Consider the following 15839-nt stretch of genomic DNA (forward strand, 5'->3'; position numbering starts at 1 on the left):
GAACATGAACGGTTATACATACAGGTTGCATCCTGACGCTGCGAGCCGTGAACGCATTCGGGGAACCACCCGATATACGCGGGCAGAGCTTATGGACATGACGACCTTTCAGCTTCGCAACATTTGCTACAAAGAACGGATGGTAGAAGGGCTGGGTCCGCAGACGGACCGCGAAGAGTTGATCCGGATTATCCTGAAATTTCTGGGAGCGGATGATGTACTGTGTATCGGCCGTGTGCATAAGGGCGGGTTCGAACGGATTCAGCAGGCGATCCACCGCCATATGACCTCGCCGCTAAGCAGTGATGGCGGGATTAGTGTTCCCGCCCGTCTGATTCTGTACGAAGGGCTTAAGGTGGACAGGCTGGACCGCTATATCGTTACTGCAGCGGGAGGGCTTACGGACTCCAATGTACTGCTGGTGAACGAAAGTATGGAGCTGTGCGGGATTTTCAATCTGGAGCAGGATGAAGCCGTGCCGGGCACCTTCTACTTAACCGCCGACAGTGGAGCGAGATGGGAGAGAAGCAGGAACCGCCAGTACAGTCTATTGTTTTTCCGCAAGCGTGACTCGGAGTATTTGTACAAGATTTATTATTCAGACAAGCCGCTGCCGCCTGTTAACATTCAATATACCAAAATTCCGCTAGCCCATCTCGACATCCGTGAGCTGGAACAGACGCAAGCCGTGCTTGCCATCGATTTTGGCACCTCCAATACGACGGCGGGTGCTTATTTGCATAGAGGCTATATTCAGGAACCCAGCAGCCAGGACCTGCTGAACGGACGTGTCCGCCTGGAGGAGATTAATTATGTGACTTTTCCGGATACAACCTTTAAGAATACGGACTGGATTGAAGTGCTCCCGACAGCAGTCAGCATCGCTGATTGCTCGGAACCCGGCAATATCCTGTACGAATTCGGATATGAAGCGCTGAAGAGCATGCGCAGGGGGGGCTATAGCAGCCGGGCCAGTGTCTTCCGCGGCATCAAGCGTTGGATTAGCGATTACAGTAAACAGGAGGAAGTAGTAGATGCCCAGGGCAATGCAGCTGTAGTGACGCGTCTGGATATTGTGCGCGCCTACCTTGAACATGTAATTCTGACGGCGGAGCACCAGTTCAAATGCAGGTTCAAACGGCTGCATCTGTCCGCTCCTGTGAAGATGAAGGCCCAGTTCCTTGAGATGTTCAGCGAGATTCTGCCCGAATATGAAATTGAGAGCGAGCATTCCCTCGATGAAGGAATGTCAGTGCTCTACAACACGATTGCCGACGGTATCGAACGCAATGCCTTTATGGAGGGCGTGCCGTATCAAGCTCTGGTAATTGATTGCGGCGGGGGCACAACCGACCTTTCCTCCTGCCGCTTTACTGTGGAAGACGGACAGATTGCTTACAAGCTGGACATCCACACCACCTACGAGAATGGGGATACCAATTTCGGCGGCAATAATATCACTTACAGAATTATGCAGTTCATGAAGATTGTCTTCGCGGATTATTACTCCGGACGGCGGGCCGCAACCGATATTGACAGCCTGATTGCAGCACCGGGGGCAGATGTGTTCCGCCAGGTCGATGAAGCGGGAGTCCAGAGTGTATATGCGGAGCTCGACCGCCGGTATTTGGAGGCGGAGCAGATTATTCCTACGGCCTACGCCCACCGGGAACATCGTTCACGGGACGAATATTTGCGGGTCCGCGGAAATTTCCATTTCCTCTGGGAGATTGCTGAAGAGATGAAGCAGCAATTCTTCCGCAAGACCGGCATGCTACGCAACCGATTCCACTCCGCCATTGAGGACGGACAGGACAGCGATTTGCAGATTACCACGATGGAGCGCTGGTTCCTGTCCGTGGTGCGGAACGGCGAACTCCGTGATGAATTTGAATTTCCGGATGTGGTCTTTAACATCAAGGAGATCACCCAGCTCATCAAGGCGGATATTTATGATGTGGTCCGCAAGTTCCTGGAGGAGTTCTACCGGGAGGGAAGGCTTGGCCAGTATTCGATGATTAAGCTGACGGGCCAGTCCTGCCGGATTGATGTCTTCCGGGAAGCGCTGAAGGAGTTCGTACCTGGGCGCAGTATAGAATTCCGCCAGAAACCGGCGGAAGGCCGTGTTCCTGATCTGAAGCTGGCATGCCTGCGGGGAGCGATCCGCTATCTCAGTGCCAGAAAGACGGGGGCAATTCAGGCGGAAATCACCCATGAGGCGGCGGTCATTCCTTATACGGTCAGCGCGTATTCCCACAACCTCCGGCAGAAGGTATTGATTAACAGTCTCGAGCGGAGTGACGGTCTGCCCGGCAGCATTTCCCGGCCGTTCGAGACGGCCGAGGTCGAGCTGTATGTAAGCGGCAGCGACGGGACCCTGCGGCAGAAATGTGTATACGTCAATCGTAAGGAGAATTACGAGCAGGTGGTCTATGAGGACATCCAGTCCCGCTTTGGTACGAAGATTCCGCAGGACGATACGGATTCCATTATGAACGGGGAGACAAAGTTCTTCGTGTTCGCGGATCATTCGCATTGGGGTTTCCATGTCCTGCCTGTGGCCCGCCGTGATGAGCAATTGCTGCTGGGTCACAAAAGACTGTTCGCCTATGAGAATGAATCCTCGGAACTAGACTTTTTTGATGGACTGAAGTAAAAAAGGCAAGTCTGGGAAAGGAGCGCCGCAAATGTTCACCTATACTTACCCTGAGTTTCATAAAGGGCGGATTCTAAAGACCCGTATGCTTGAGGATCTGCGTGATTTCCCCCGGCAGTTTTGGGAGCTGTACTACAGGGATTATGCTGATGGAATTGTGTCTGGGGCAGAGGTGGAGGTACACGCCGAACGGTTATCGGTAAGCCCCGGCATACTGCTGCATGAGAGGCGGCTCTATATGATGACGGAGCCGGCGGAAATTGCTTATAAGGCCACAGGTCAAGAAACTGTTCTGAAGCTCCGGTTCACCGAGCTGGAGACAGGTCATGACCTGTCTCTGGGGCAGACCTCGCTTGCACTGGAAGATGCGGCGTCCGGGAGCGGTTCCCATGAGATGGAGCTCGCCCGCTTCAAGCTGAAGGAAGGGGCCAGATTGCGCAAGGATTACCAGAGCTTCGCGGATCTGGCCACAGAATACAATACGCTCCAGGTGCTGCAGGTTCCCTATGCGGCTCCCGGTGCCAGCACCCTTCCTCCGGCTGTGCTTCAGGACTATGCTCAGCGCCTTATGCGTACCGGTACGCCGGATCCGCATGATGTGATGTTCGCCATGCTGTGTATGAATGAAGGTGTCATCACCCGGAGTGTTATCCTGCATTATATTGCGAACCGGCTGGGACAGGAATACCGGGATTATCCGAGCCTGCAGATTCACCGCTATCTGGACCGGATTCTCTCAAATGCGCGCGGGGGACAGGGTCATAAGGGGCAAGCTCACGGGGGTATGCAGCGGATGCTGGTGGAGTAGAACGGCTGCGCATCAATCGACTATTGGAAGGATGGGGTGAAGATGGAGCATTGGGATGAGAAGATTGTGTCCATGCTTAACGGCAATACAGGCGGACAGCCTGCGGATAATTACGGAGTGATTCCGGAAGAGGCTGGACCGGATTTAACCGCACCCGTGGTGCAGATTGGAGACGAGCCGCACACCTTTGTGGAAACGGAGCTGCTGGACGGTGCGATGCGTATGCTGCTCCCGCAGACCTTTAAGCTCATGAGTAAAGAGATGGCAAAGCGGAAATATCCTTCTGAGCATCGACCCGGCGTTATATATACGACTTCCAATGCCAGAATTAACATTGCCGTCAATCACACCAAGAACCCGCTGCCGGAGGACGAGCTGTCCGATTTCAAGAAGACCATGATCCAGATGCTGCGCCGGACGCAGAAGCTGACGAAATGGTATGGGGACCATGAGTTCAGCATTAACGGCAAGCCGGTCGCTACTTGTGAATTTTTAACTCCGGCGGTTAATGCCAATCTGTATAATCTGATTCTGTTCGCTTCACTTGAGGATCGGGCACTGATGTGTACTTTTAACTGTACGGACGAGGAGCTTGAGGACTGGAAGCCGATTGCACTGGCCATGATGAAATCCATTCAGTTCATTCCACAGGAAGAAGGGGACGAGTCTCATGAGTGAACCAGCTTTGTCTTACGATAATCTGCGGGTTAGCCCGTTTGAACTGGTCAGTCTGCAGGAGTTAACCATTACGAAGCAAATGAATGAGCACACCTATGTGAAATTCACCGGTATTGTGGATGAAGAGAAGAAGGACAGCTATGTCCGGTTGAGCTCATCAAATACAGTGGTGGAGATCACGCAGGTGAATGAAGAAGGCGGCAGCTGGGTGCTGTTCAGCGGACTTATTCTGAATTTGAGTGTGTCGGTGAACCGCGGGGTCCACATCCTTGAAGTGGAGGGGGTCTCCCATACCCATGAGCTGGACATCCGCAAGAAAAGCCGTTCCTTCCAGAACCACAGCATGACTTACCCGCAGCTTCTGGATCAGATCGCGGAGGGTTATTCAAATATTGATATTATGGACGCGGCAACAGATGGAGCGGCTATCGGCAAGTTCACGCTCCAGTATGAAGAGACAGACTGGCAGTTTTTGAAGCGGATCGCTTCACGTCTGCGTACCGGTCTGATGCCTGCATCGGTCTTTGATAGTCCTAAGTTTTATTTTGGCGTGTTCGATACCTCCTCGAAAGGCAAGCTGCAGGATTTTAACTACCGGGTTCGTAAAAGAATGGACAAATTCCGTTACACTACGCAGAATACGTCAGCCAAGGTAGGCGAGGATGATTTCATATATTATGAGGTCGAGACGGGCCGGGTACTGGATCTGGGCAATGCGATCGAATTCAAAGGCAAGCTGCTGTATGTATATGAAGCGTACACTGAAATGAAGAAGGGCCTGCTTCGTCACCGCTATATTTTAAGCTCGCGTCATGGACTTCGCCAGAACACCTTTTATAATGACAAAATCATCGGAGTTTCGCTGCAAGGTCAAGTGATCGGGATCAACAAGGACAAGCTCAAAATCCACCTCTACATTGATTCGGAGCAGCAGGCAGGAGAAGCGCATGACTTTCCGTATTCATCTGTGTACACGGCAGAAGGCAATAGCGGCTGGTACGTCATGCCGGAGAAGGGCGATCATGTCCGGGTGTATTTTCCGGGGAACAAGGAGGAAGAAGGGGTAGCAACCAGCTCGGTGCGGCAGAATGCCGAAGAAGGCGAGAGCAACAAGTTAAGCAACCCTGACCACAAGTTCTTCCGCACACCGGCCGGCAAAGAGCTGAAGATGACCCCAGATGAGGTGATTGTGACCGGAAAGGACGGAAAGATCTTCATCCGGCTTAGTGAGGGCGGCGGGATCGAGATTATCAGCAGCCAGCTGATTAAGCTCAATGCTAAGGAAGATATTATGATTAACGCGGATAAAAGCATTGTAATTTCCGCCAAAGATCAGCTCAGCCTGACCTGCAAGGGCAGCAGCCTGAAAATGGACGGCACGACCGCTTTAAGCGGAACTGAAGTACGTACGAACTAAGTAAATATATGCAGATAACATCCTATGAACAACGGTTTAGTTCCTTTGGGGAGAAAAACCAAAACTGGAGCACGCGATAACAGGAGGGGAAACTGTTGGCTCAGACTGCCGTGATGGAGATGTTTATGGAAGAAATTGTGGGGCCGGTCCGTAACCGGGTACTGCTGCATTGGGAGCAGCTGTATCAGGCCAACCGCAAGCCGTTAAAGGAGGCGTTCATCCGTCACTTTGACAAGCTGTGCCGGGAGGTGGCGGAGCTGCAGAGCATAGGAGAGAAGGGGGCCATCGGGCATTTCACCTATTCGATGCTCCGGACCCGGCTGCAGGAAGGACGCGGAGTTTATCTGGTAGAGGCTTCGGATGAGACGTGGCTGTTTGACCCCGCTTCTGTGGCGGGTGAATATGATGCTTCTTGGGCATTCGGCTACCTGGATGAGCTCCAGCTGCTGCTGGAGGAGGAAAGACAACGCCCGGGTTCCCCGTATGCCGGAGGTATCAGCCGTCCCGAACTGGAGAAGCTGCTGCTGCGTGAATCGCAGCATGGGCATCAATATGTTATTGCACTGCTCCGCTGGGCGATGCCGGAGGCGATGCTTACCGAGGGGTTTCGTAAGCTGGAGCAATGCGGAATAGTTGAAGTGCGTGTAGGCGAGTATCTCGATATCAGCGAGTCTGTCTACCGCAAGGACAGCGACCCTGCGGATGAGACCGAGATTCGGAAATGGCTGGCTGAGCGGATCGAAGGTGCTTACGGATACGGCGCACTGGAGCGGCTGGATCTGACAGGCGGAGATTACAGTGAAATGGATTTTCGTTATTCTGCCTTTCGCGAGAGCACTTTTGGCGGTAGCAGCTTCGCAGAGAGCAATCTGGTGGGTACGGTCTGGGAAGGCTGCGATTTGACGGATACGGAATGGAATCAGGGATGGCTGCACGGTGCAAGCTTCAAGAATTGTCGTCTGGTGGGGGCGTTATTTCATCGGGCGGAGGCGGCCTGCGGGCTTCCTGATCCGGGGAAGTGGGAGATTCCGGGCTTCCATGAAATATCCTTTGCCGGAGCTGACTTAAGCGAGGCTGAATTTGTTCTGGCCAAGCTGCGGGGGGCTAGATTCACGGGGGCGAAGCTTACCGGAGCCATCCTTGGATGGTGCGATCTGACCGGTGCAGATTTCCGGGGAGCTGATCTGCGTGGAACGAATTTCTCAGGCTCCTGTTTAATAGGAGCGCAGATGGATACGGGCGCGTGCAGCTTGCTCAGCGAACGTCCGGAAATGCCGGAACTTCCGTTCACTGAAGAAGCCATTATGGATTGGCTGAAGGAGGAACATCAACAATGAGAAACAACTGGTTCCAGCTCTCACAGGATATGCGTGTGCGGGGGGCACTTGAACCGCTTGGTGTAAAAGAAGCCATCCGTCCGGAATGGCTGAAGGGGGAGGATTTACGGGAACTGGAGCGGTCCAATCTGCATTTTGCGCTGAAGCCCATCCACCAGCCGGTGGCGGTAGACCTCATTGAGCGGCCTTATCCGCTGTGGTCTGATCCTCTGAAGCAGCTCCTTCAGACCTTTGCCCCGCGTCTGATCTTCCGGCTGGCCGGACTAATGGATGCCGAACGAGAGCAGCTGTATCCCTATTGGTTCCTGGTTCCGCCGCAGCTTGCCTGTCTGAACGGAGACAGCCAGTTCGACAGCAGCGGCCGCCTAACCCGGCTGAAGGTCGATGCGGACTGCTTGCAGACCTGCGGCTGGCCGATTGTCCAGGCCATGGATAATCGGCTGCACGAGAATGTGTTCCTGATCAACCTCGCACTTGCGGAAGCCATTTTGCGCAGAGACTTTACCGGGTTATGTATGCAGCGGGTAGAGATGACAACAGTGGAGTCGATGTTATGAGATAAATGGAAGTCGTTAATTATAGCACTTCAACTGACATAGGCAGTTGATTTTAGGAGGGGAATCTCTATGGCAGAAATCAAAGGAATCACGAGACCGGATGTTGTGGAACAGGACGGAGGAGGGGCAGAGCCGAGCTACGTGGTTGCCGGGGCAATCTTAAGCTGTACATGCGGAACTCAGCTGAATCGCTTGAAAATCCCTTATAGCCACGGCGTACACCTGAAAGAAAAAGCACAGCTGAATGTGGAGGACAAGAACCCGATGATCCACATTATGCCATTCGGGAATTGTACCAGCTTATTGAACCCGGCTGTCCAGATCGGGAAACTCGATATTGAAGGGCGTAAGAAGGCGCCGTGTGTTCCGGGGATTTCGACTTCGTGGATGGACGGAAAAACAGATGTGCTTGTGGATGGACACCCCGCGCTGCTCAGCACATGTGTGAACCAGTGTGTTTATGGGGGACGAATTGTGATCGAGGATGACGGTCAGGAGCTTGGGGGATCGAGCCTGGAGGGGACGACGAGCGGGTTCGGCGGGGCCATCCGGTAATGTAAAGGAGAGGAGTGAGACAATGGGCATTGTGGAAGCCGCAACAGGCACATGGAACCTCAAGTGCCATTCGCCCTATCCCGTGCACAGCATCCAGAACATACATATGGAGCGGAAGGCAGGCGGACATGCACGCTTGTTCCTGACCGCTGTTCTTCCCGAAGAACAACAGGACCGGGAAATCGATATGACCGCAAACGGGGAGAATATCTCCCTGATCGAGACCGGTGAACGGGGCCAAGAAATACGCAAGCTGTTTCAGGGGATCATCCAGGAGGTTGGCGTCCGGGATGTTCAGGGGGTATACATCCTGGAACTGGAGGCCGTCTCCTATTCGTATCTGCTGGACATCGAGCCGCGAATTCGTTCGTTTCAGCATAGCGAGATGGAATGTGAGGACGTGATCCGTCAGGTATTATCAGCCTACCCAAAGTCTGACCTCATCGACTACGTGAGCAGCGGCACGAAGCTGGGAGGGCTGACGGTACAGTACCGCGAGACGGATTGGCAGTTCCTGCGGCGAATCGCATCCCGGTTCGGAGCGGTGGTGATCCCGGAGGTGACGGCGGATGCGCCGAAGCTGTATTTTGGTGTCCCGGATGGCGGATATCATGAACTCAAGGATCAGAATTATACAGTAACAAGAGATTTGCACGCGCTGAAGATGTCCTGGTCGGTGGGAGCCGCAGACGTAAAAGAAGCAGACTTCACCTCTTACCGGGTAGAGACGCGGCGCTGGTTCGGACTCGGAGATACCGTACAATTTCAAGGACAGGAGCTGCGGGTAGCAGCAGCAGAGAGCAGGCTAATGCAGGGCATGCTCATACATACGTATACCCTCAGTCCCCACAGCGGGATCCGGGAGAATGAAATCCGCAACGATGAACTGGCAGGAGCTTCGCTGGAAGGCAGGATCTTGGCGGTCACGAAGGATACTGTAAAAGTGCATCTGAACGTGGATGCGACCCAAGCGGAGAATGAAGCGAGCTGGATGCCGTACTCCGCGGTGTACGCGAGTGACGGTGGAGGGTTCTACTGCATGCCGCAAGCGGGAGACTCGGTGCAGGTGTATTTTGGAAGCGGGCGTGAACAAGACGCGTTCGCGATGGGATCGGTGAGGCGGGGCAGCAGTCCGTCACCGAAGACCGCGGATCCGGCGACCAAGAGCTGGGGAACAAACTTCGGGAAAGAGATGCGGATGACCGATGCGGAGATGTCGCTGATTGCGACCGAAGGGAGCCTGTTCATCACACTGGACGACGGAGGCATCTCGATCACGAGTAACAGCGGCATCCAAATGAAAGCCGTGCAGGATTTGGTACTGGACAGCGAGAAAAGTATAGAGATCGAAGCGAAGGAAATTCTGTTCCTGCAATGCGGGGACAGCAGTCTGGTGCTGGACGGGATGTCGGACCTGCGGGGAAGCAGCCTGACGATGAATGGCATCATAAAGCTGCCCGTGCAGGTCGAAGACCTGGAGCCGCAATACGAAGCTCCGTTTGTGAGTGAAGTGGCCGTGCCGGAAGAGGCCGCCCCCGAAGAGCAACCAAAGAAGAAGAAGAAAAAAGGGTTTTGGAGTAAGGTGCTGGATGTAAGCCAGACAGTGCTGGATGTGGCGGGCCTGATCCCGGGTGTAGGAGAAATCGCAGATTTGGCGAATGCGGGGATCTACGCGCTGCGTGGGGATTATTTGAATGCAAGCCTTTCATTAGCAGCGACAGTGCCTGGTGCAGGTTGGGCAGCAACAGGAACTAAACTGTTTGTGAATAGTAAGAAATTCACGAAAGCCGCAAATATGGTGGGGAAGGCGACGAAAGCTGTAAGCAAAATAGCGGACAAGGGAGCTGATGTCGCGAAAGCGATCGGGAAATTAGCGGATACCACGGGGGATGCGCTGAATGCCGGTCTAGGAAAAGTGCTGACAAAAGCGAAGAAGCTGGCGAGCAATGTAAGTACGTTCGATCTAGCCGGGAAGCTGAAGAGCGGCATGAATACCATCCTGACGAATTCATCCAATTTGAAAAAAGTGTTGCAAAAGGTCAAAAAAGAAGTGAAGAAAACCGCAGATCAAGTAATGGATCAGGTATCCGATACGATGACAGGGCTGAAAAACCGTCTGTCCGGTCCACAAAAAGCACTGGATGGCCCCTCTGATTTTTCATTCAGCAAACCAAATAAATCTCTTCCACAAAATAGCCAGCAGAAGAATTTCTGGAGTGAGATGGAGGCAGGCAAAGAGGATTTAGCGAAGAAGATGCCTGGGGGGACGGGTAAAGGTAATCTAAAAAAACCAGATGACATCGAGATTAAGGAATACGGAGAATGGAAAAATGATGGATCGGGGACTCAAAAGCATCATTTAAACCAAGACGCAGCGTATGGTTCAGTAATTCCAACTGATAAAGGAGTAACAATTGAACTTGATGGAAACATCATTAGTGGTCCTGTCGGAACCCCGCACTATAAAGCACATCAAGAAATGGAGAAATTCTGGGATCAATTCAGAGAAGTCACTAAAAAATATCCTGCAGGTCCACGTGTAGGTGATATCCCAACAAATTTAGAATATACAAGAGCTTTAAAACGTTCCCTGGAAGCAGCAGGTCTATCACCGGATCAGGTAAAGAAATCTTTGAAAGAAGCAATTCATCAAAGAGTAAAATACGGTTTGCTTGGTGGTATGAATGTTCCGTTAAAGTTTGGAAAGAATGGAGTACCGAAGATTCCGGGTAGGATATATGGCGTTTATAGAGATTACAAACCATAAAGTTTCATTATTATTGCTGGAAAATGGGAGGTATAACAGATGAAAGAGATTATAGTTAATCAAGAATTATTAAACGAGTTTGAGAATATCCAGTGGTTTATTAATTGTGGTAACATAGAAGAAATAGATTTACTATGTTCGGTACAACTTGTTGCTGGATGGGAGAAGGCAGAGGAACTTGACGATAAAGAAGAATGGGAGGAGGTAATATCAAGCAGTAGGGATGAGCTTTCAAATTTTGTTCTGAAAAAACTGGGATATAGTGTTAGGGATTTTAATTCAATTGTTGCTGTAGTAAGAGAGTCACTACAGTATAAAACTGCTATCTCTAAACTTTACGACGTTATTGAAGAGAAAAATATAAAAGAAGAGTTTGGTGGTACATTGGGTTGGTTATTACTTAATGCAGGTATTGAAAGTGCTTATGTTGAGTATAATGGTTGTCCAAGATTTTTTAGCGAAATGCTATCCGTTTTCAAACTCGGACACTGTCCATGTGGATGGAAGGGGAAATGGCCTAAAGGTACATTATATATTTACTAAACACTTATTTATAATAAGGTAAAGATGATGGGAGATAGATAATGAGCGACTTTTTAGAACCCGAGAAACTCGACGGAGTAAAAGTAAATAATGCGACAAGTGAGCTAAGGCTTTTTTTAACTAAAATATTTGAACTAATTGGAATCAGGTTTGAGGATACATCTGAGCTTGAAAGACAAGTTATTGCAGCGTTTTGTTTTGGCGCATTAAATGCTATTGTTCAAAGGGACGAGATGAATCAGCCACAGGCACATGCCTTGATAATAGCGCTACTGATTAATGGATTTAAATACAGTGAAAAACAGGCAGTTAATTTTGCGGAGGACTTAATTCAAGCAACAAATAAAGAGTATCACCCTGTAATGAATTCAATAATTCATAGAGGAATAGATGGTCATTATCAGTATGAAAATAACATGGAGGAAAATTTAAGACAAAATATATTAGGTGTCATTAATGCGGTGAAAAAGAAAGCGTGAATAATGCTTCTATTTTTACCGCAAATCAAACACTTTAATTTTACAATCTTTACATTGAACAGGTCGATTATTTTAGACACCTTCTGTGGTTTAGTGGATATTCGACAATCTCACTTTACCAAACGAAGCAGTGTTTTTCTATGTTGGCAAGATCCTGACTTAAACATGCTCCACCTAACCCTAGCGGGGTCTGAATTCGATTCTGACTCTGCGAAAGTTGAGCTATTAACATCAAGATAGTATAGTACAACCACCAAACCAAACTCTAAAAATTGAAAAACTACTTACCAATTTTCAAACGCTTATTCCAACTTGAATCATGAGATAGGAATAAGCGTTTTTGTATGTCAAAAATCAAAGGTGGGAGTAGCGAATAATTGAAGAAACAGTCTATGCGCATGCAGACCTGTGTCTGGCCGATCGTCCGTGCTGTGGACGATCAGCTGAAAGAGAATGTATTACTCCTGATCAACCTTGCACTCCGGAAGCCATCCTGCGCAGGAATTTTACCGGGCTGGGGGTGTACATCCTGGAACTGGAGGCCGTCTCCTATTCGTATCTGCTGGACATCGAGCCGCGAATTCGTTCGTTTCAGCATAGTGAGATGGAATGTGAGGACGTGATCCGCCAGGTCTTATCGGCCTACCCGAAGTCCGACCTCATCGACTACGTGAGCAGCGGCACGAAGCTGGGAGGGCTGACGGTACAGTACCGCGAGACGGATTGGCAGTTCCTGCGGCGAATCGCTTCCCGGTTCGGAGCGGTGGTGATCCCGGAGGTGACGGCGGATGCGCCGAAGCTGTATTTTGGTGTCCCGGATGGCGGATATCATGAGCTTAAGGATCAGAATTATACAGTAACAAGAGATCTGCACGCGCTGAAGATGTCCTGGTCGGTGGGAGCCGCAGACGTAAAAGAAGCAGACTTCACCTCATACCGGGTAGAGACGCGGCGCTGGTTCGGACTCGGAGATACCGTACAATTTCAAGGACAGGAGCTGCGGGTAGCAGCAGCAGAGAGCAGGCTTATGCAGGGCATGCTCATACATACGTATACCCTCAGTCCCCACAGCGGGATCCGGGAGAATGAAATCCGCAACGATGAACTGGCAGGAGCTTCGCTGGAAGGCAGGATCTTGGCGGTCACGAAGGATACCGTAAAAGTACATCTGAACGTGGATGCGACCCAAGCGGAGAATGAAGCGAGCTGGATGCCGTACTCCGCGGTCTATGCGAGTGACGGTGGAGGTTTCTACTGCATGCCGCAAGCGGGAGATTCGGTACAGGTGTATTTCGGAAGCGGGCGTGAACAAGACGCGTTCGCGATGGGATCGGTGAGGCGGGGCAGCAGTCCGTCACCGAAGACCGCGGATCCGGCGACCAAGAGCTGGGGAACGAACTTCGGGAAAGAGATGCGGATGACGGATGCGGAGATGTCGCTGATCGCGACCGAGGGCAGCCTGTTCATCACGCTGGACGACGGAGGCATCTCGATCACGAGTAACAGCGGTATCCAGATGAAAGCCGTGCAGGATTTGGTACTGGACAGCGAGAAGAGTATAGAGATCGAAGCGAAGGAAATTCTGTTCCTGCAATGCGGAGACAGCAGTCTGGTGCTGGACGGGATGTCGGACCTGCGGGGAAGCAGCCTGACGATGAATGGCATCATAAAGATGCCCGTGCAGGTCGAAGACCTGGAGCCGCAATACGAAGCCCCGTTCGTGAGCGAAGTGGCCGTGCCGGAAGAAGCCGCCCCCGAAGAGCAGCCGAAGAAGAAGAAGAAAAAAGGGTTTTGGAGTAAGGTGCTGGATGTAAGCCAGACGGTGCTGGATGTGGCGGGCCTGATCCCGGGCGTTGGGGAAATTGCGGATTTGGCGAATGCGGGGATCTACGCGCTGCGCGGGGATTATATGAGTGCAAGCCTTTCATTAGCAGCGACAGTGCCTGGTGCAGGTTGGGCAGCAACAGGAACTAAACTGTTTGTGAATAGTAAGAAATTCACGAAAGCCGCAAATATGGTGGGGAAGGCGACGAAAGCTGTAAGCAAAATAGCGGACAAGGGAGCTGATGTCGCGAAAGCGATCGGGAAATTAGCGGATACCACGGGGGATGCGCTGAATGCCGGTCTAGGAAAAGTGCTGACAAAAGCGAAGAAGCTGGCAAGCAACGTAAGTACGTTCGATCTAGCCGGGAAGCTGAAGAGCGGCATGAATACCATCCTGACGAATTCGTCCAAGCTGAAAAAAGCGTTGCACAAGAACGTGTCCGCGCTGGATGAAATGTGGACGGGATGGAAGCAGCAGGTCAAACATGAAGTTAAGAAAACCGCAGCTCAAGTAATGGATCAGGTATCCGATACGATGACCGGGCTGAAAAACCGTCTGTCCGGTCCACAAAAAGCACTGGATGGCCCCTCTGATTTTTCATTCAGCAAACCAGATAAATCTCTTCCACAAAACAGCCAGCAGCAGAATTTCTGGAGTGAGATGGAGGCAGGCAAAGAGGAATTAGCGAAGAAGATGTCTGGGGGGACGGGTAAAGGTGATAATGTAAAATTAAACAAAAACGGTTTGACTCCAGAACAAGAGAAGTATCATAGACAAAGAATAGATGAAGCAAAAGCACGTGGAGATCAGAAGGCTGCGGATAAAGCTAGATATGAACGTTACCTTGAGAAAGTGAAAAATAAAGGTGAAAAACCTTTAGATCGAAAAGATTGGGATACTCTCAATGAAAGTCTAAGAAAGAACAGGGTGCGCGGAAGAGAAGAAGAAATAAAAGGTAGAAAGGCTTTGGAAGAGCAACTTGATCGTAAATTAGCTGATAATAATGCCGACGAAGTCGTTACGTATACATCTAGTGAAGGTCATGTTACACGCCCAGACAGTATAGGGCGTAATGATAGGGGCGAAATTGATTTAGTTCATGACCACAAACACAAAGCAGGTGGAGAAGATCAAATTGTTCATAATGACAGCCAAATTAGAGCTGAAAGAGAAATGCTTCAAGACAAAAACGGTAGCCATTATGTAACAATATCAAGTGACAAACCTGACTTAAATGCTATTCCTCCTAAGCCAAGACCAAGTGGACCTTTAGGAAACAAAAGTTATGTCTACTATACTGATCCAAAGATAGGGAAAGTGACTCATAAATGGGAACCTAATCCGTTATTACCTGGCGGTGGTAGATGGAAAAAGCTATAAAAACATTATCATATAATCTTATTCTTGCAGCAGGAGGATATGCAATGAAGCCTGATTTATTTTCAATTACAATGTATCCCATGGTATCTTTAAACAAAGAAGAGATATTAAGTGATATTTTGGATGTGTTTGAGTCAAATGAAAAATTTGCTCCTACTCATTGGGGCAATAGTGAGATGGTAAGGGTTGAATATAATCGTAATGAGATTCTTGAAAAAGTAACTTTAGAGCGTAGGGTATCTGAAATTCATCTTCATCGTGATAATACAGTAAAATATACGGGGAGCTTTGAAGTTAACTGGAGCACACGCTCATTTTTGAAGTTTGATTTTCATAAATCTATGCCTCCAAAAATGTGGCCAGCTTTTTTTGAGTTATCTGATCGGATCGCAGAAATTGTAAAACCATGTTACGGAGTAACACATATTTTTTGGCCGTCATCATATCCTTGGAATACCGAGCGTGAACGTCTAAATATGTGGATGGATATATGTTCTTATCCTGTGCCGGTTAGATATCTTCCAAATGGCCCCTTAGGGATAGGGGCTAGAACATACTTTAGTGGTCATATTTTGGAAATGTTTGATGGAGAATTATTGCTAAATAGCCCGGGAGTTGTATCAAAACTTAACTGGGGTGGTATTTGTATCGATATTTTGAATGGGAAATTAGAAACTGATAATAGCACATTACTTGATAGCTGGTTGAATGTAATGAAATATTTGGAATCAGCCCAAGTGATGGCTATTCCAAGTTTTGATGAGGATCGCATGGGTGTGTCGTTCCGACCTAATGCAGCTTGGAAGGATTACCTTAAAAGATAAAATTTTGCTAGGA

The 15839-nt window shown here is 50.0% G+C and carries 12 protein-coding genes; all 12 read left to right on the forward strand.

Annotation, left to right across the window (positions count from 1 at the left end; genetic code table 11):
- The first annotated feature begins 4 nt into the window (after positions 1 to 4).
- The 12 genes from AC3WT9_RS29625 (at position 5) to AC3WT9_RS29680 (ending at position 15826) form a co-directional block, all read left to right on the forward strand.
- Positions 5 to 2656, forward strand: a complete 2652-nt coding sequence (locus AC3WT9_RS29625; RefSeq protein ID WP_341378052.1) for a molecular chaperone — start codon at positions 5 to 7, stop codon at positions 2654 to 2656.
- 31 nt (positions 2657 to 2687) lie between these two features.
- A complete protein-coding gene (locus AC3WT9_RS29630; RefSeq protein WP_341378053.1) occupies positions 2688 to 3464 on the forward strand; it encodes a DNA and RNA helicase in 777 nt (258 codons plus the stop codon).
- Between the two features lie 42 nt (positions 3465 to 3506).
- Positions 3507 to 4142, forward strand: a complete 636-nt coding sequence (locus AC3WT9_RS29635) for a hypothetical protein (protein WP_341091529.1) — start codon at positions 3507 to 3509, stop codon at positions 4140 to 4142.
- Positions 4135 to 5559 carry a hypothetical protein gene (locus AC3WT9_RS29640; RefSeq protein WP_341091530.1) on the forward strand — a complete coding sequence of 475 codons (1425 nt, stop codon included), beginning with the start codon at positions 4135 to 4137 and terminating at the stop codon, positions 5557 to 5559. The genes AC3WT9_RS29635 and AC3WT9_RS29640 overlap by 8 nt, the downstream gene beginning before the upstream one ends.
- A gap of 95 nt (positions 5560 to 5654) precedes the next feature.
- Positions 5655 to 6896 (forward strand): pentapeptide repeat-containing protein, encoded by a 1242-nt coding sequence (locus AC3WT9_RS29645; RefSeq protein ID WP_341378054.1) that lies wholly within the window; start codon positions 5655 to 5657, stop codon positions 6894 to 6896.
- Entirely contained in the window at positions 6893 to 7453 is a 561-nt protein-coding gene (locus AC3WT9_RS29650; protein WP_341378055.1) for a hypothetical protein, read from the forward strand. Before AC3WT9_RS29645 ends, AC3WT9_RS29650 begins: the two co-directional genes overlap by 4 nt.
- A gap of 69 nt (positions 7454 to 7522) precedes the next feature.
- Positions 7523 to 8008, forward strand: coding sequence for a DUF4280 domain-containing protein (locus tag AC3WT9_RS29655; protein ID WP_341378056.1), 486 nt, complete (start codon positions 7523 to 7525; stop codon positions 8006 to 8008).
- A gap of 22 nt (positions 8009 to 8030) precedes the next feature.
- On the forward strand, positions 8031 to 10775 hold the full coding sequence (locus AC3WT9_RS29660; RefSeq protein ID WP_341378057.1) for a phage baseplate assembly protein V: 2745 nt from the start codon (positions 8031 to 8033) through the stop codon (positions 10773 to 10775).
- 39 nt (positions 10776 to 10814) lie between these two features.
- Positions 10815 to 11318 carry a hypothetical protein gene (locus AC3WT9_RS29665; RefSeq protein WP_341378058.1) on the forward strand — a complete coding sequence of 168 codons (504 nt, stop codon included), beginning with the start codon at positions 10815 to 10817 and terminating at the stop codon, positions 11316 to 11318.
- A 41-nt stretch (positions 11319 to 11359) separates the two neighbouring features.
- Complete coding sequence (imm48, locus tag AC3WT9_RS29670) at positions 11360 to 11797, forward strand: Imm48 family immunity protein (RefSeq protein WP_341378059.1); 438 nt, start codon at positions 11360 to 11362, stop codon at positions 11795 to 11797.
- A gap of 520 nt (positions 11798 to 12317) precedes the next feature.
- Positions 12318 to 15002, forward strand: coding sequence for a phage baseplate assembly protein V (locus tag AC3WT9_RS29675; protein ID WP_445935327.1), 2685 nt, complete (start codon positions 12318 to 12320; stop codon positions 15000 to 15002).
- Between the two features lie 44 nt (positions 15003 to 15046).
- Positions 15047 to 15826, forward strand: a complete 780-nt coding sequence (locus AC3WT9_RS29680; RefSeq protein WP_341380345.1) for a hypothetical protein — start codon at positions 15047 to 15049, stop codon at positions 15824 to 15826.
- Positions 15827 to 15839 lie beyond the last annotated feature (13 nt).

Source organism: Paenibacillus sp. EB106-06-01-XG199 (genome assembly GCF_058791575.1).